This window comes from Streptomyces sp. NPDC058685 (assembly GCF_042714725.1).
Taxonomy (GTDB): Bacteria; Actinomycetota; Actinomycetes; order Streptomycetales; family Streptomycetaceae; genus Streptomyces.
On record NZ_JBHXSL010000024.1, the window covers coordinates 1 to 16,220 of the forward strand.

The 16,220-nt window shown below is 70.9% G+C and carries 17 protein-coding genes; 4 read left to right on the forward strand and 13 right to left on the reverse strand.

What is annotated here, in order from left to right:
* Positions 1-62: 62 nt before the first annotated feature.
* The 7 genes from ACFWU3_RS20215 to ACFWU3_RS20245 form a co-directional block, all read right to left on the reverse strand.
* Positions 63-800 carry a DUF3159 domain-containing protein gene (locus ACFWU3_RS20215; protein ID WP_384439130.1) on the reverse strand — a complete coding sequence of 246 codons (738 nt, stop codon included), beginning with the start codon at positions 798-800 and terminating at the stop codon, positions 63-65.
* Positions 801-803: 3 nt separating this feature from the next.
* Positions 804-1,220: an OB-fold nucleic acid binding domain-containing protein gene (locus ACFWU3_RS20220; protein WP_384439133.1), complete on the reverse strand. Its 417-nt coding sequence runs from the start codon at positions 1,218-1,220 to the stop codon at positions 804-806.
* 76 nt (positions 1,221-1,296) lie between these two features.
* Entirely contained in the window at positions 1,297-1,986 is a 690-nt protein-coding gene (locus ACFWU3_RS20225; RefSeq protein ID WP_384439136.1) for a response regulator, read from the reverse strand.
* Positions 1,987-2,063: 77 nt separating this feature from the next.
* Positions 2,064-4,610, reverse strand: coding sequence for an ATP-binding protein (locus ACFWU3_RS20230; RefSeq protein ID WP_384439139.1), 2,547 nt, complete (start codon positions 4,608-4,610; stop codon positions 2,064-2,066).
* 306 nt (positions 4,611-4,916) lie between these two features.
* Positions 4,917-5,699 (reverse strand): DUF3710 domain-containing protein, encoded by a 783-nt coding sequence (locus ACFWU3_RS20235; protein WP_352205127.1) that lies wholly within the window; start codon positions 5,697-5,699, stop codon positions 4,917-4,919.
* 1 nt (position 5,700) lies between these two features.
* Positions 5,701-6,216 carry a dUTP diphosphatase gene (gene dut, locus ACFWU3_RS20240; RefSeq protein WP_313948829.1) on the reverse strand — a complete coding sequence of 172 codons (516 nt, stop codon included), beginning with the start codon at positions 6,214-6,216 and terminating at the stop codon, positions 5,701-5,703.
* The gene (locus tag ACFWU3_RS20245) at positions 6,213-6,776 is read right to left on the reverse strand and encodes a PaaI family thioesterase (RefSeq protein WP_313948830.1); all 564 of its coding nucleotides are present in this window, start codon (positions 6,774-6,776) and stop codon (positions 6,213-6,215) included. The genes dut and ACFWU3_RS20245 overlap by 4 nt, the downstream gene beginning before the upstream one ends.
* Positions 6,777-6,924: 148 nt before the next feature.
* On the opposite strand from ACFWU3_RS20245, the gene ACFWU3_RS20250 reads away from it, so the two are divergent.
* Positions 6,925-7,383 carry a DUF3093 domain-containing protein gene (locus ACFWU3_RS20250; protein WP_384439142.1) on the forward strand — a complete coding sequence of 153 codons (459 nt, stop codon included), beginning with the start codon at positions 6,925-6,927 and terminating at the stop codon, positions 7,381-7,383.
* A 21-nt stretch (positions 7,384-7,404) separates the two neighbouring features.
* Here ACFWU3_RS20250 and ACFWU3_RS20255 read toward each other — a convergent pair whose 3' ends face one another.
* From ACFWU3_RS20255 to ACFWU3_RS20270, 4 genes are all read right to left on the reverse strand, one after another.
* The gene (locus tag ACFWU3_RS20255) at positions 7,405-8,334 is read right to left on the reverse strand and encodes a hypothetical protein (RefSeq protein ID WP_384439145.1); all 930 of its coding nucleotides are present in this window, start codon (positions 8,332-8,334) and stop codon (positions 7,405-7,407) included.
* A gap of 13 nt (positions 8,335-8,347) precedes the next feature.
* Positions 8,348-8,644 (reverse strand): DUF4193 domain-containing protein, encoded by a 297-nt coding sequence (locus ACFWU3_RS20260; protein WP_005310959.1) that lies wholly within the window; start codon positions 8,642-8,644, stop codon positions 8,348-8,350.
* Positions 8,645-9,038: 394 nt separating this feature from the next.
* Complete coding sequence (locus ACFWU3_RS20265; RefSeq protein WP_384439148.1) at positions 9,039-10,277, reverse strand: sensor histidine kinase; 1,239 nt, start codon at positions 10,275-10,277, stop codon at positions 9,039-9,041.
* 4 nt (positions 10,278-10,281) lie between these two features.
* Positions 10,282-10,935, reverse strand: coding sequence for a response regulator transcription factor (locus tag ACFWU3_RS20270; protein ID WP_384439151.1), 654 nt, complete (start codon positions 10,933-10,935; stop codon positions 10,282-10,284).
* 332 nt (positions 10,936-11,267) lie between these two features.
* Between ACFWU3_RS20270 and ACFWU3_RS20275 the strand changes: the two genes are divergently transcribed.
* The gene (locus ACFWU3_RS20275) at positions 11,268-11,453 is read left to right on the forward strand and encodes a hypothetical protein (protein ID WP_313943635.1); all 186 of its coding nucleotides are present in this window, start codon (positions 11,268-11,270) and stop codon (positions 11,451-11,453) included.
* Positions 11,454-11,556: 103 nt separating this feature from the next.
* Here the strand turns inward: ACFWU3_RS20275 and ACFWU3_RS20280 are convergent, their stop codons facing one another.
* Positions 11,557-12,357 (reverse strand): inositol monophosphatase family protein, encoded by an 801-nt coding sequence (locus tag ACFWU3_RS20280; protein WP_313943636.1) that lies wholly within the window; start codon positions 12,355-12,357, stop codon positions 11,557-11,559.
* A gap of 22 nt (positions 12,358-12,379) precedes the next feature.
* Positions 12,380-13,507, reverse strand: a complete 1,128-nt coding sequence (locus ACFWU3_RS20285) for a ferrochelatase (protein ID WP_384439155.1) — start codon at positions 13,505-13,507, stop codon at positions 12,380-12,382.
* Between the two features lie 136 nt (positions 13,508-13,643).
* On the opposite strand from ACFWU3_RS20285, the gene ACFWU3_RS20290 reads away from it, so the two are divergent.
* Both ACFWU3_RS20290 and ACFWU3_RS20295 read left to right on the forward strand, forming a co-directional pair.
* Positions 13,644-14,891 (forward strand): MFS transporter, encoded by a 1,248-nt coding sequence (locus ACFWU3_RS20290; RefSeq protein ID WP_384439158.1) that lies wholly within the window; start codon positions 13,644-13,646, stop codon positions 14,889-14,891.
* Positions 14,848-16,170: a D-arabinono-1,4-lactone oxidase gene (locus tag ACFWU3_RS20295; RefSeq protein WP_384439161.1), complete on the forward strand. Its 1,323-nt coding sequence runs from the start codon at positions 14,848-14,850 to the stop codon at positions 16,168-16,170. The genes ACFWU3_RS20290 and ACFWU3_RS20295 overlap by 44 nt, the downstream gene beginning before the upstream one ends.
* The last annotated feature ends 50 nt before the right edge of the window (positions 16,171-16,220 follow it).

The following is a 16,220-nucleotide window of genomic DNA, read 5'->3' on the forward strand; positions in this document are numbered from 1 at the left end:
GCCCCGGACCGATCGGTCCGGGGCCCCTCTGGTGATCAGAACTCGGCGCGCTGCCGCGAGGGCTACGCCTCGCGCTGCCGCGCCGCCGCCTTGCGCTCCTTCTCGGCGAGCTCCTCCGCCTCCATCTCGGCGAAGACGTCGATGGGCGGGGGCGCCTTCGCCAGGAACAGCCAGGTCAGATAGACGGCCAGCAGGAACGGCGGGATCTTCAGGGCGACCAGGACCCAGCCGAACTGCGTGGTGTCGGCCCACCAGTAGAGCGGGAAGAGAATCGCGCACTTGGCGAGCAGGATCAGGCCCCACGCCCAACTGGCCTTGGCGTACGCCTTCTTGCGGCCCGGGTTGCGGGTGCGCCAGGACAGGTTCTCCTTGAAGACCGGCCCGAGGATCAGACCGATCAGCGGGACGCCCGCGATGGTCGTGATGATGTACGCGAGGGCCAGGCCGAGGGTGTAGAGCATGCCCGGCAGGTAGAAGTCCTTGGCGTTGCCGGTCATCATCGCGAAGACGACACCGAAGGCCACACCGAAGACGCCGCTGAAGGCGTGCTTGACGGTGTCCTTGCGCAGCAGACGGACCGCGACGAGCGTCAGGGAGACCGCGAGGGCGGCGATCGCCGCGATGTGCAGGTCCTTGTTGATCGTGAAGATCGTCACGAACAGCAGTCCGGGCAGGACCGTCTCCACCATGCCGCGCACGCCGCCGAAGGCCTCGAACAGGGCCGCCTCGGTGACCGCCTTGGCGTCCCTGTCCTGCTGCTGCTGGTCGTTCGTCGTGGTCGGCTTGTCGACAGACGTCACCGGCTACTCCTGTCCGAGTGGTCGGAGTTCGTATTTGGGATTGAACAGCACCCGGCGGCCGTGGCTCATGGAGATCCGTCCCGAGGCGATGAGCCTGCGACCCGGTTCTATGCCCACGATCGACCGGCGGCCGAGCCAGACGACGTCCAGTGGGGCCGTACCGTCGAAGAGCTCCGCCTCCAGAGCGGGCACTCCGGCCCGCGGGCGCAGGGTGACCGTGCGCAAGGTACCAGCCACCCGGACGATCTGGCGGTCGTTGCACTCGGATATGCGGGTACACCCCGATGCCTGCGCGTCCTCCTGCAGCTCCTCCGATTCGAGGTCTTCCTGCGAGCTGGACAGGCGGTCGAGCATGCGGCGGAAGCGGCCGGCGGGCTTCGGTTCCCTGTCGGCATTCCCGGAACGGGGTACAGCGCTCATACAGCAAGCCTACCGGCCGCCGGGGGCGGCATCCGGAGCCCCGGCGCCACGGCCGCCGGGGCGGCCGGAAGGGGCCTCAGGAGCGCTCGAAGCGGTAGCCCATTCCGGGCTCGGTGACAAAGTGCCGGGGGTGCGAGGGGTCGGCCTCCAGCTTGCGGCGGAGCTGGGCCATGTAGACCCGCAGATAGTTGGTCTCGGTGCCGTAGGACGGTCCCCAGACCTCCTGCAGGAGCTGTTTCTGGCTGACCAGACGGCCCGCGTTGCGCACCAGGACCTCCAGCAGATGCCACTCGGTCGGGGTCAGCCGCACATCGCGTCCGTCGCGGTGGACCTTCTTGGCGGCGAGATCGACGGTGAAGCCCTCGGTCTCGACGATCACGACGTCGTCGTCACCGCCGCCGACCGGCTCGGCCCTGCGGACAGCCGCCCGCAGACGGGCGAGCAGTTCGTCCATGCCGAAGGGCTTGGTGACGTAGTCGTCGGCTCCGGCGTCCAGCGCCTCGACCTTCTCGTCGGAGGTGTGGCGGGCGGAGAGGACCAGGATCGGCACCCGGGTCCACCCGCGCAGGCCCTTGATCACCTCGACGCCGTCCATGTCCGGCAGGCCGAGGTCCAGGACGATGACGTCGGGGTGCCGGGCGGCGGCCAGCTGGAGCGCCGTCGCACCGTCGGGAGCCGCGTCCACGTCGTACTTGCGTGCCTTCAGATTGATCACGAGGGCACGGACGATCTGCGGCTCGTCGTCGACCACGAGCACCCGGGTCATGGCGGGCCTGCCTTTCTGCACTGTCGTTTCTCCACTGTCCCCGCCCCCGCTGCCCCGGGCTCCCCCGTCCCGGCCGGTCACGAGGTGACCCCGGAGGGGAGGCCGGGCTGCTCGGCGGGCTCATGGCGAGGGGCCGCCTGGAGGGTGAGGACCATGGTCATGCCGCCGCCGGGGGTGTCCTCGGCGGTGAGGGTGCCGCCCATGGCCTCGACGAAGCCGCGGGCGACCGCGAGGCCGAGGCCGACTCCGGCACCGCGTGGAGCGTCACCGTAGCGCTGGAACGGTTCGAATATCCGCTCCTTCTCGTCATCGGGTACGCCGGGGCCGCGGTCGGCGACACGCACCTCGACCCGGTCGCCGAGGGCGCTCGCGGCCACGGTGACGGGGGTGGCGTCGGGGCTGTACTTGACGGCGTTCTCGACGATGTTCGCGACGGCGCGCTCCAGCAGGCCACGGTCGACGGCCACCATCGGCAGGGTCTCGGGCACATCCAGTTCCACGCTGTCGTCGGGGACCGAGACGAGGGCCATCGGCACGACCTCGTCGAGATCGGTCACCCGGATCAGCGGCCTGACGGTGCCGGTCTGGAGGCGGGACATGTCGAGGAGGTTGCCGACGAGATGGTCGAGCCGGTCGGCGCCGTCCTCGATCCCTTCGAGGAACTCGGCCCGGTCCTCCTGCGACCACGCGACGTCGTCGGACCGCAGCGAGGTGACGGCGGCCTTGATGGCGGCCAGCGGCGTGCGCAGATCGTGGCTGACGGCGGCGAGGAGCGACGTACGGATCTTGTTGCCCTCCGCGAGCCTGCGGGCCTCCTCCGCCTGCCCGACCAGGCGCTGGCGGTCGAGGACCACGGCGGCCTGCGCGGCGAACGCGGCCAGCACCCGGCGGTCCTCGGCGGGCAGCACCCGTCCGGAGAGCGCGAGCGCCATGTGGTCGCCGACGGGCATGTCCACCTCGGCGTCCTCGGGCCGCACGACGGAGCTGGGGCCGACGCTGCCCGCGGTGGTCCACGGATCGACGTCGCTCTGTCTCTCCAGCAGCGCCACGGACTCCATGGCGAAGGTCTCGCGGACCCGTTCCAGCAGGGCGTCCAGGGTGGTCTCGCCGCGCAGCACGCTGCCGGCGAGGAAGGAGAGGATCTCGGACTCGGCACGCAGCCGGGCGGCCTGATGGGTGCGCCGGGCCGCGAGATCGACCACGGAGGCCACCGCCACACCCACCGCGAAGAAGATCACGATGGCGACGAGATTCTTGGGGTCGGCGACCGTGAGCGTGCGCGTGGGCGGGGTGAAGTAGTAGTTCAGCAGCAGCGAGCCCACCGCCGCGGAGGCCAGGGCGGGCAGCAGCCCGCCGAGCAGCGCCGCCAGCACGGTCAGGAACAGGAAGAGCAGGACGTCGTTGGCGAGGCCCAGACGGTCGTCGAGGGCGGTGAGCAGCAGGGAGAGCAGTATCGGGGCGGCGACGCCGACGATCCAGCCCCAGATGATCCGGGAGCGGCCGAGCCGTGCGCCGCGCGCCACCGGCAGTCCGCGGCCCTTGCCGGCCTCGCCGTGGGTGACGATGTGCACGTCGAGGTCGGGTCCCGACTCGCGGGCGACCGTGGCTCCCACACCGGGTCCGAAGATGTACTGCCAGGCCTTGCGGCGGCTGGAGCCGAGCACGATCTGGGTGGCGTTGACCCCGCGCGCGAAGTCCAGCAGCGATGTGGGGACGTCGTCGCCGATGACGTGGTGGAAGGTGCCGCCGAGGTCCTCGACGAGGGTCCGCTGGACGGCCAGTTCCTTGGGCGAGGCGGAGGTGAGCCCGTCGCTGCGGGCGATGTAGACGGCGAGGATCTCGCTGCCGGAACCCTTGGCGGCCATGCGGGCGGCGCGCCGGATGAGGGTGCGGCCCTCGGGTCCGCCGGTGAGGCCGACGACGATGCGCTCCCGGGCCTGCCAGGTGGAGCGGATGTTGTGCTCGCCGCGGTACTGCTGGAGGTATTCGTCGACCCGGTCGGCGACCCACAGGAGCGCGAGTTCGCGCAGGGCCGTGAGGTTGCCGGGGCGGAAGTAGTTGGAGAGGGCCGCGTCGACCTTGTCCGGCTTGTAGATGTTGCCGTGGGCCATGCGGCGGCGGAGTGCCTGTGGCGACATGTCGACCAGTTCGAGCTGGTCGGCCCGGCGGACGACCTCGTCGGGTACGGTCTCGCGCTGCCGTACGCCGGTGATCGACTCGACCACGTCACCCAGCGATTCGAAGTGCTGGATGTTGACGCTCGACACGACGTCGATCCCCGCCGCGAGCAGCTCCTCGACGTCCTGCCACCGCTTGGAGTTCCGCGAGCCCGGCACATTGGTGTGGGCCAGCTCGTCCACCAGGGCGACGGCGGGCCGTCGCTCCAGGACGGCGTCGACGTCCATCTCGGTGAAGACGCTGCCGCGGTACTCGATCTCGCGGCGACGGATCTGTTCGAGGCCGTGCAGCATGACCTCGGTACGGGGACGGTCGTGGTGCTCCACGAAGGCCACGACGCAGTCCGTGCCCCGCTCCACACGGCGGTGTGCCTCGGAGAGCATGGCGTAGGTCTTGCCCACGCCCGGCGCCGCACCGAGGTATATCCGTAGCTTGCCGCGTGCCATGGCCCCATTGTCTTTCAGAAACTGCCCGTCAACCTGCGTGCACCCTACGGCCGGGGTTTCGGACATTTCGGACCGATGGCCGTCGTGACCGGCGTCTTTGACGTGATTCTGATGCCTCCGCCACCACGGCGCCCGGCGGCTCTCCCGCCGCGGCCTCGGGGACCTGCCGGGCGGGCGCCCGCCCCCAGGACGGCGCCCATCCCGCCGCGGCGCCCGGACAGCCGGACGGGCCGCACCCCCGCTCGGGGAGTACGGCCCATCCGTCGTGCCGGACCGCTGCCGGCGATCCGTCGTGCGTGACCGGTGTCAGCGGACCTCGGTGATCTCGGGGCCTCGCTGCAGCTGCCCCATGCCTCCGGAGAAGCGGGAGCCTTCCTGCTCCTCCTGCTGGACACCCTCGGGCACCATCTGGGCGTCGTCCGGCAGCTTGAGGACGATCGGGTCGCGCGGAGCCATCGGGCCCTCACCGCGTACGACGACCGTGTCCCGGAAGATCTGCTCGAGCAGACCGGCGGCCTCCGGCTGCACCGCTCCCTGGCCGGAGATCACTCCGCGCAGGAACCAGCGGGGGCCGTCGACGCCGACGAAGCGCACGAGCTGCACACCGCCGGTGCCGTCCGGGAGCTGGACCGGTACCTGGGCCCGCAGTTCCCATCCGAGCGGACCCTCGACCTCGTCGATGATGCCGCCCTGCTGGGTGATGCCCGAGGCGATCTCCTCGCGGACCTCGCCCCAGATGCCTTCCTTCTTGGGCGCGGCGAACGCCTGGAGCTGGACCGCGCTGTCGCGCAGGACGACCGTCGCGGCGACGATCGCGTCACCCGCTACCTCGACGCGCAGCTCCATGCCCTCGACCCCGGGCACGAAGAGGCCGCCCAGATCGACCCGGCCCTCGCCGGGCTTGGAGACCTCGGAGAGGTCCCAGGGGCCGTCGGGCCGCGGCGCTGGCGGAAGATTCGTCCGGCGGGGGCCGTCCTCGTCGTCGGCAAACTCCGTGTCGCGCTCGGCAGACAAGTCTGCGACTCGCTCGGCCTCGCCCGTTGCGTCCGCGTCCTCCGCGGAACCACTCTTCTTGCGACGTCCGAACACGTCACTGTCCTTCCCGGTCGGATACGGCCGAAGCGTATCGATTCCCACCCGTAGAGCCGTCCACGACGGAGTGACCGCCGGTGGACCCGAAGCCCCCTTCGGCCCGCGCCGAGCCGGGAAGCTCCGCCACCTCGTGGAAGCGCACCTTCTCGACCTGCTGGACGACCAGTTGGGCAATCCGGTCGAACCGATCGAACCGCACGCTCTCGCGCGGGTCGAGGTTGACCACGATCACCTTGATCTCCCCACGGTACCCGGCATCCACCGTCCCCGGGGCATTCACGAGGGCTACTCCGCAGCGGGCGGCGAGACCCGATCGGGGGTGCACGAACGCCGCGTACCCGTCGGGGAGGGCGATGGACACCCCCGTCGGCAGCACGGCGCGCTCACCGGGAGCGAGTTCGGCGGCCTCGCAGGTCACCAGGTCGGCACCGGCATCGCCGGGATGCGCGTACGCCGGCAGCGGCACCTCGGGGTCCACACGACGGATCAGCACGTCGACAGGGTTGGGCATCAGGGGTTCACCTCGAAGGCGCGTGCGCGCCGGATCTGGTCGGGGTCGGCCATGGCCGCGCGGATCTCCTCCGTACGGCCGTTGTCGATGAAGTGGTCGACCTTGACCTCGATGAAGAGAGCGTTGGCGCGGACGGCGACGGGCCCTTCGGGTCCGCCGATCCGGCCCACGGCGGTGGAGTAGATCTTGCGGCCGGCGACGGCGGTGACCTCGGCCTTCAGATGGAGCACGGTGTCCACGGGCACCGGACGCACGAAGTCGGTCTCCAGCCGGCCGGTGACCGCGATGGTCCGCAGCAGCCAGTTCAGCGAGCCGAGCGTCTCGTCCAGTGCGGTGGCGAGCACCCCGCCGTGCGCGAGGCCCGGTGCTCCCTGGTGGGCCTCCTTGACGGTGAACTCGGCGGTGATGCTCACGCCTTCACCGGCCCGCGCCTGGAGGTGGAGTCCGTGGGGCTGGCCCTCGCCGCAGCCGAAGCAGTGGTCGTAGTGCGCGCCGAGGAGTTCACCGGGGGCCGGGGCGTCGGGGTGGCGGGCCGGCGCTATGGCGTCGGCCGGCGGGATCAGAGCCGAGGCCCGGTCCTGGCGGTCTCCCCGTGCCCCGGGGGCGGAGGGGGAGGATCCGGGGTTCTCCCCCCGGGATTTCGCAGTACTCACAGGCGCAGACCTTACCCGCGCGCATACCCCCCGGCCGCACCGTGCCAAGCTTGAGCGCATGCAGCCTTCCGCCCCGCACTACGACGAACGTCTGACCGCTCCCGCTTCATGGTGGGCCATCACCGCTCTCCTCGGGATCTCGGGCGGTCTCGTCGCCCTTCCGCTCGGCACGCTGCCGATGCTCGTGGGGCTCGTGGGCGCCTCCGCGGTGGCGGCCCTGGTGGTCAGTTCCTACGGCTCGGTCCGCATCCGGGTGGTCGCCGGCTCGCTGGTGGCGGGCGATGCCCGGATCCCGCTGACGGCGCTCGGGGAGCCCGTGGCGCTGGATGCGGAGGAGGCACGGGCCTGGCGGTCGTACAAGGCCGATCCGCGGGCGTTCATGCTGCTGCGCAGCTACGTGCCCACCGCGCTGAGGGTGGAGATCACGGACCCGGACGACCCGACTCCGTACGTGTATCTGTCGACACGCGATCCGCAGGCGCTGGCGGCGGCCCTCACCGGGGTGCGGGCGGCCTGACGCCGGGACCGCCGCTCGGGCTCAGTGCCCGAGCTCCCGGGGCCACTGGCTCGCGTCCAGGGCGTCCTTGTGCTGTTCCAGGGGCGGCAGAGCGGGCAGGGCGTCCCAGGGCACCTGCCGGGTGCGCAGATCCTTGCGGATGCGGTCCGCGAGCTTCCTGGTGTCCCGCCGGTTCATCACCGCGCCGACCGCGGCGCCGACCATGAACGGCATCAGGTTCGGCAGGTTGCGGATCGTGCGCTTCATGATCTGCTGGCGCAGCTCGCGCTTGAGACCGCCGCTCAGCGCGATGTTCTTGTAGGTGGCCGGCTTGGTCACGTCGAGTCCGCGTTCCTCCGTCCAAGCGGTCAGATACGCGGTGCTGCGCTCCCTGAGATTGCCTTCCGGCCGCATGCCGTAGACCTCGTGGAGCTCGGCGATGAGCTTCAGTTCGATCGCCGATACGCCGGCGATCTCCGCGGCCAGTTCGGCCGGCATCGCCGGAGGTACGGGCATCATCGCGGCGGCTCCGATGCCCGCGCCCACCGTGGAGGTGGCGTTGGCAGCGCCCGCGACGAGTTTGTCCGCGAGCTGCTCGGGGCCGAGGCCCGGGAACTGCCGGCGGAGTGTGTCGAGATCACGCACCGGCACACGCGGTGCGATCTCGATGATCCGGTCCGCGAGGTGGCCGAGCGCCGCTTTGGCGTTCTCGCCGCTCTTGCGGACGCCCTGGCGCACCGCGGCCAGACGCCCCGGCTTGGCCGGGGTCCCGGGTCCGTCCGCCGCGGGCGGGGGTCCTTCGAGCGAGGCCGGTCGGCCCCGCCCGTCGTCTCCTGCGCCGTGGGGCAGGAGGACGGCCGAGTGCCCGTCAGAAGGCGTGGCGCCTTCTGCGGGTCCCGAACCGCCCCGGAGCGTCTCCGACGGCTTCTGACGCCGGAAACGCCGCTTCCTGGACGGTGTGTCGCCTGCCACGGCCGACCTGCCCTCAGTCGCAGTCGCGGCAGATGGGCTGGCCGTTCTTCTCGCGCGCCAGCTGACTGCGGTGGTGCACGAGGAAGCAGCTCATGCAGGTGAACTCATCGGCCTGCTTGGGAAGGACCCGGACGGCCAGTTCCTCGTTGGAAAGGTCCGCGCCGGGCAGTTCCATGCCCTCGGCTGCCTCGAACTCGTCGACGTCGACGGTCGAGGTCGACTTGTCGTTCCGGCGGGCCTTCAGTTCCTCAAGGCTGTCGGAATCGACGTCGTCGTCGGTCTTGCGTGGGGTGTCGTAGTCCGTTGCCATGTCGCTCTCCCCCTCTGGGTGGTTGCGGTGTCTCCAGCGCACGTAACGCGTGAGAGGCCGGACTTGTGCCCGACCTGAGGCGGAGATTTTGCCTCACATCAAGGTCTGTTACTCAATCGACACCCAACCGGATCCCCCGAGAGGTGATCCGTTGAGTGGCGAAGGGGACCGTACACGGTCCGAATGCCGCACTTCACAGCGCCACCCCGTGTACTTCCCGTGATCCGGACCCCCGGAAACCCGGACTTTTCCCGGCTTTCCGGCAAGAGTCTTGATCACGGAGAGTAGATGGCCTGAAATTCATATCTGTGATCGATCCCACACCCTCAACTTCGGAACAGGTCCCGAAAATTCCGCGTAAAGCGAACCAAGTGCGCAGGTGCCGACCACTGTCTCAGACGGGCAGGGTGACTCGCATCACGAGGCCTCCGCCCTCGCGAGGCTCCGCGATGATACGGCCTCCGTGAGCCCGGGCCACCGAGCGGGCGATCGAGAGCCCCAGGCCGACGCCCTTGTCGCTGCCCGTGCGCTCCTGCCGCAGCCGCCTGAACGGCTCGAAGAGGTTGTCGATCTCGTACGCGGGAACCACCGGTCCGGTGTTCGACACCACCAGGAGCGCCTGGCCGCCCTCCGTCTCCGTGGTGACCTCCACCCAGCCGTCGTCCGGCACGTTGTAGCGCACGGCGTTCTGTACGAGGTTCAGCGCGATCCGCTCCAGCAGGACGCCGTTGCCCTGCACGGTGGCGGGTCCGCGCTCGCCGCGGATCTCCACGCCCTTGGCCTCGGCCTCGCCCCGTGTCTGGTCGACCGCGCGGGTGGCGACCTCCGCCAGGTCCACCGGCTTGCGCTCGATGACCTGGTTGTCGCTGCGGGCGAGCAGCAGCAGACCCTCGACGAGCTGTTCGCTGCGCTCGTTGGTGGCCAGCAGGGTCTTGCCGAGCTGCTGGAGCTCCACGGGCGCCCCGGGGTCGGAGAGGTGGACCTCCAGCAGCGTGCGGTTGATGGCGAGGGGGGTCCGCAGCTCGTGCGAGGCGTTCGCGACGAAGCGCTGCTGGGCGGTGAAGGCCCGCTCCAGGCGGTCCAGCATCTCGTCGAAGGTGTCGGACAGCTCCTTGAGCTCGTCGTCGGGCCCGTCGAGTTCGATACGGCGCGAGAGGTCCGAGCCGGCGACCTGGCGGGCGGTGCGGGTGATCCGGCCGAGCGGCGACAGGACGCGGCCCGCCATGGCGTAGCCGAAGGCGAAGGCGATGATGCTGAGGCCGAGCAGCGCGAAGAGCGAACGGCGCAGCAGGTTGTCCAGGGCGATCTCGCGCTGGTGCGAGACGCAGGCCCGCAGAGCGGCGTTCGCCTCGTCGGCGGAGAGGTCCGAGGTGAGACCGACACAGCTGTTGTCGGTCAGCTGCACCCTGCTGTCGGGCAGCAGTTTGATCGGCACCCCGTTGCCGGCGTGCAGAGCCTGCGCGGTCAGCAGATAGATGATCGACAGCAGCAGGATGCCCGCGATCAGGAACATCCCGCCGTAGAGCAGCGTGAGCCGTATCCGGATGGTCGGACGCAGCAGGGGGCGTACCGGGTCGCGCGGGTCCCAGGTCGGCTTCGGGGGCGCCGTGGGCGGCGCGGGAGCGGCGGTCACGGGGTCAGATCCGGTATCCGGAGCCGGGCACGGTGACGATCACGGCCGGTTCGCCGAGCTTGCGGCGCAGGGTCATGACGGTCACGCGCACGACGTTGGTGAAGGGGTCGGTGTTCTCGTCCCATGCCTTCTCCAGCAGCTGCTCGGCCGAGACGACCGCGCCCTCGCTGCGCATGAGGACCTCAAGGACGGCGAACTCCTTGGGGGCGAGCTGGATCTCCCTGCCGTCGCGGAAGATCTCCCGGCGGTTGGGGTCCAGCTTGATCCCGGCGCGCTCCAGGACCGGCGGCAGCGGCACCGTCGTGCGCCGGCCGAGCGCGCGCACCCGGGCGGTGAGCTCGGTGAAGGCGAAGGGCTTCGGCAGATAGTCGTCGGCACCGAGCTCCAGGCCCTCGACCCGGTCGCTGACGTCACCGGAGGCCGTCAGCATCAGCACGCGGGTCGGCATGCCCAGCTCGACGATCCTCCGGCAGACGTCGTCGCCATGGACGAGGGGGAGGTCGCGGTCCAGGACGACCACGTCGTAGTCGTTGACACCGATCCGCTCCAGGGCCGCCGAGCCGTCGTACACGACGTCGACGGCCATGGCCTCCCGGCGCAGTCCGGTGGCCACCGCATCGGCGAGCAGTTGCTCGTCCTCGACGACGAGTACGCGCACGTCGCGTTCCTTCCTCCGTGGCCCGTCACCCATGATCAGGGCTGGTTGTGCACTGTCTGTGTGTCCCCATCCTGCCCGTTACGCGCGTAAACCGGCTGTAAGGCGAAGACGGCCGGCCCCGGCGGACCAGGGTCTTCCGGAAAGGGGCGGATTCCCGGGCCAGTTGAGGTTTCTCTGAGGGAAGCGCTGGGGAGGACGACTAAACACCCGCGATCACGCCCTGTATGTGGCACACCACGACTTGTTCCAGGGTGGATCACCCCACCTCTGCTGCGGCAGGGGGACCCCGAAGGCACACCCCCGTGCCACCGACCCACGACGAGGGGGCGCACATGGACGCATTCACCGCAGGACTGCTTCAGCGCATAAAGGCCGCGGAGACCGACCTGACACTGGCCCGTGAGACGGGCGACGACTTCCTGGCGGATGTCGAGCAGGCGGAGCTGGACGACCTGCACCGCCTGGCCGCCGAGCACGGTGTGCACGTCGACGAGGAGCAGCGGGTCGGCGCAGCCTGACGCCGGACCACGCACGGGGGCCCCGACACCGCGGGATGGTGTCGGGGCCCCCGTGCGTGCGGGTGGTGTCGCGTGCGCGGAGTTCCGTGCGCGCGGCGGGGTGTCAGTCGTGCCAGGCCCCGAACTCCTCCAGCAGCCCCTGGAGCGGCTCGAAGACTCCCGGGCTCGCCGCCAGCGTGAGGTCGTAGGACGGCCGCTCGCCGGGGCGCCCGCCGGTCAGTGCGCCCGCCTCGCGGGCGATGAGGTCACCGGCCGCGAGGTCCCAGGGGCTCAGCCCGCGCTCGTAGTACCCGTCGAGGCGGCCCGCCGCGACGTCGCAGAGGTCCACGGCCGCCGAACCGCTGCGGCGGATGTCCCGCAGCCGCGGGATCAGCCGCTGGGCCACGTCCGCCTGGTGGCTGCGGACGGTCGCCACATAGTTGAAGCCGGTGGAGACGAGGGCCTCCGCCAGCGGGGGCGCGGGACGGCAGCGCAGCGGCCGGTCACCGGCGTACGCGCCGCCGCCGGTCACCGCACGGTAGGTCTCGCGGCGCATGGGAGCCTCGACGACACCGACGAGCGTCTCGCCGTCGCGCTCGGCGGCGATGGAGACGGCCCAGGTCGGCAGGCCGTACAGATAGTTCACCGTGCCGTCGAGCGGGTCGACGACCCAGCGGATGCCGCTGGTGCCGGCGCTGGAGGCGCCCTCCTCGCCGAGTACGCCGTCGTCGGGACGGCGTTCGGCCAGGAAGCCGGTGATCAGCTTCTCGGCGGCGATGTCCATCTCGGTGACGACATCGATGGGGCTGGACTTGGTGGCGGCGACACCGAGGTCGGCGGGGCGGCCGTCCCGCAGCAGCTCCCCCGCCCGTCGGGCGGCCTCCAGGGCGATGTCGAGCAGTTCGGACAGGAGAGGGTCGGTCACGGCGACTCCTTGGGCGTACGGATCATGCGTACGGACTGTCGGCGCCGGCGGCCGCGGGGCGAGGGGCCCTGGCCGGGCAGCAGCCGATGGGGCAGAGGTCGTGGGAGGGGCCGAGGGCGCCCAGCGCGCAGCGCTCGGCACGCACACCGCGCTCGGTGGCGGCACGCTCCAGCACCAGGTCGCGGACGGCTTCGGCGAAGCGGGGGTCGGCGCCCACGGTCGCCGAGCGGCGTACGGGCAGCCCCAGCTCGGCCGCCTTGGCGGTGGCCTCGGTGTCGAGGTCGTACAGGACCTCCATGTGGTCGGAGACGAAGCCGATCGGCACCATGACCACCGCCGGCACGCCCGAGCCGTGCAGTTCCTCCAGGTGGTCGCAGATGTCCGGCTCCAGCCACGGGATGTGCGGGGCGCCGCTGCGGGACTGGTAGACGAGCTCCCAGGGGTGCTCGGTGCCCGTCTGCACGCGCACGGCGTCGGCGATCTGCCGGGCCACGTCCAGGTGCTGGCGTACGTAGGCGCCGCCGTCCCCGTGGTCCTCCACGGGACCCGAGGTGTCGGCCGCGGCCGTCGGGATCGAGTGGGTGGTGAAGGCGAGGTGCGCTCCTTCGCGCACCTCGGCGGGGAGGTCCGCGAGGGCCCGCAGCACGCCCTCGGTCATGGGGCCGACGAAGCCGGGGTGGTTGAAGTAGTGCCGCAGCTTGTCGACGCGCGGGAGCTCCAGCCCCTCCGCCTCCAGGGTGGCGAGCGCGTCCGCGAGGTTCTCGCGGTACTGACGGCAGCCCGAGTACGAGGCGTAGGCGCTGGTGGCGAGGACCGCGATGCGGCGGTGGCCGTCGCGGGTCATCTCGCGGAGCGTGTCGGTCAGATACGGCGCCCAGTTGCGGTTGCCCCAGTACACCGGGAGATCGAGTCCGTGGTCGGCGAAGTCCTTGCGCAGGGCGCCCAGCAGGGCACGGTTCTGGTCGTTGATGGGGCTGACGCCGCCGAACAGGAAGTAGTGCTGCCCCACCTCCTTGAGCCGCTCCGTGGGGATGCCGCGGCCGCGCGTCACGTTCTCCAGGAACGGAACGACATCGTCCGGGCCCTCGGGGCCGCCGAAGGAGAGCAGCAGCAGGGCGTCATAGGGGGTGGGATCGCGATCGTCGGACATGAAAGCGATCCTGCCACCACCCCCACGCCGTCCGGCGGGGACCCACCCCACGCCGGCGAACCGGAAACGGCGGTGCGCGCCCTCCCCTTGCGGACGTAATCTGTCAACGTCACTGATACGCCTTACGGAGCCCCCGTTGCCGAGTCCCTACCGCGCCATCTTCGCCGCCCCCGGCAGCAAGGGTTTCTCCTTCGCGGGGTTCTTCGGCCGGATGCCGCTGTCGATGATGGGCATCGGCGTCGTGACCATGATTTCCCAGCTCACCGGCCGTTACGGGCTGGCCGGCGCGCTCTCGGCGACGCTGGCGATGTCGGCGGCGGTGATGGGCCCGCAGATCTCCCGGCTGGTGGACCGGCACGGCCAGGCCAGGGTGCTGCGCCCGGCCACCCTCGCGTCGGTGGCCGCGGTGGCGGGTCTGCTGGTCTGCGCGCAGCAGGGTGCGCCCGACTGGACCCTGTTCGTCTTCTCCGCCGCGGCCGGGTGCGTGCCGAGCGTGGGCTCGATGGTCCGCGCCCGGTGGGCCGCGATCTACCGGGGCTCACCGCGCGAGCTGCACACCGCGTACGCGTGGGAGTCGATCGTCGACGAGGCGTGCTTCATCCTCGGTCCGATCATCGCCATCGGGCTGTCCACGGCGTGGTTCCCCGAGGCGGGACCGCTGCTGGCCGCCGTTCTGCTGCTCATCGGCGTCTTCTGGCTGACCTCGCAGCGCTCCACCGAGCCGGTGCCGCATCCGCGCGAGCAGCACACCAGGGCCTCGGCCATGCGATCCGGCGGACTCCAGGTCCTGGTGCTCACCTTCGTGGCCACGGGCGCGATCTTCGGGGCGGTCGACGTGGTCACCGTGGCGTTCGCCGAGGAACAGGGGCACAAGGCCGCGGCCAGCGTGGTGCTGGCGGTGTACGCGCTCGGCTCCTGCGTCGCGGGCCTCGTGTTCGGACTGCTGCACCTGAAGGGCCCGGCCGGCCGGAGGTGGCTGGTGGGAGTCTGCGCGATGGCCGTGAGTATGATCCCCCTCCAACTGGCCGGGAGCCTCACGTTCCTGGCCGTGGCGCTCTTTGTCGCGGGCCTGTCCATCGCACCGACGATGGTGACCACGATGGCTCTCGTCGAAGCGCACGTACCGCGCACCAAACTCACCGAAGGCATGACCTGGATCAGCACCGGCCTCGCGGTCGGAGTGGCGCTCGGCTCCTCGGCCGCCGGCTGGACGGTCGATGCCGCCGGAGCGGACGCGGGGTACGCGGTGCCCGCTGTCGCGGGAGCGGTCGCGGCCGTGGTGGCGCTCCTGGGGTATCGCCGGCTGAACAGGCCGGTGCCGACGCGGGAGGGGCGGGCCGATGAGCACGATCAGCACGACGAGCACGAGCCGCACGTGGCGTAACTGGGCCGGGAACGTCTCCGCTCGTCCGGCCAGGGAGGCCTCCCCCGCATCGGCCGAGGAGGTCGCCGACGTCGTACGGCAGGCGGCCGAGGCCGGTCTGCGGGTGAAGACGGCGGGCGCCGGTCACTCCTTCACGGCCGTGGCCGCCACCGACGGACTGCTGATACGGCCCGACCTGCTCACGGGCATCCGGCACATCGACCGCACGGCGATGACCGTGACCGTCGAGTCGGGCACCCCGCTGAAACGGCTGAACGCGGCCCTCGCCCGGGAGGGACTCTCGCTCACGAACATGGGCGACATCATGGAGCAGACGGTGGCCGGCGCCACCAGCACCGGCACGCACGGCACGGGCCGCGAGTCAGCCTCGATCGCCGCCCAGATCAGGGGCCTCGAACTGGTGACGGCGGAGGGCACGTTGCTGACGTGCTCGGAGAAGGAGCGTCCGGAGGTCTTCGCCGCGGCCCGGATCGGCCTCGGCGCACTCGGCGTGATCACCGCGATCACCTTCGCCGTGGAGCCGATCTTCCTGCTGACGGCGCGCGAGGAACCGATGACCTTCGACAAGGTCACCGCGGAGTTCGACGCGCTGCACGCGGAGAACGAGCACTTCGAGTTCTACTGGTTTCCGCACACCGGCAACTGCAACACCAAGCGCAACAACCGCAGCATGGGCCCGGCGGCCCCTCCCGGCACGGTCAGCGGCTGGATCGAGGACGAGCTGCTCTCCAACGGGCTGTTCCAGGTGGTCAATTCGGTGGGCCGGGCCGTGCCGGCGACCATCCCCGCGATCGCCAAGGTCTCCAGCCGGGCCCTGTCCGCCCGCACCTACACCGACATCCCGTACAAGGTCTTCACCTCACCGCGCCGGGTGCGCTTCGTCGAGATGGAGTACGCCCTCCCGCGGGAGACCGCGGTGGCCGCGCTGCGCGAGGTGAAGGCGATGATCGAGCGCTCCCCGCTCCGGGTCAGCTTCCCGGTGGAGGTCCGCACGGCTCCGGCCGACGACATCACGCTGTCCACGGCCTCGGGCCGGGAGAGCGCCTACATCGCGGTGCACATGTACCGGGGGACGCCGTACCAGTCGTACTTCACCGCGGTCGAGCGGATCATGACCGCGCACGGCGGGCGGCCGCACTGGGGCAAGGTGAACACCCGTGACGCGGAGTACTTCGCCGAGGTGTACCCGCGCTTCGGCGAGTTCACGGCGCTGCGCGACCGGCTGGACCCGGAGCGGCGGTTCGGGAACGACTATCTGCGGCGGGTCCTGGGCGACTGACCGCTGACCGGGCGAAGCCGGTTCCGGGAACCGCTCACCCGCTGTCGCCA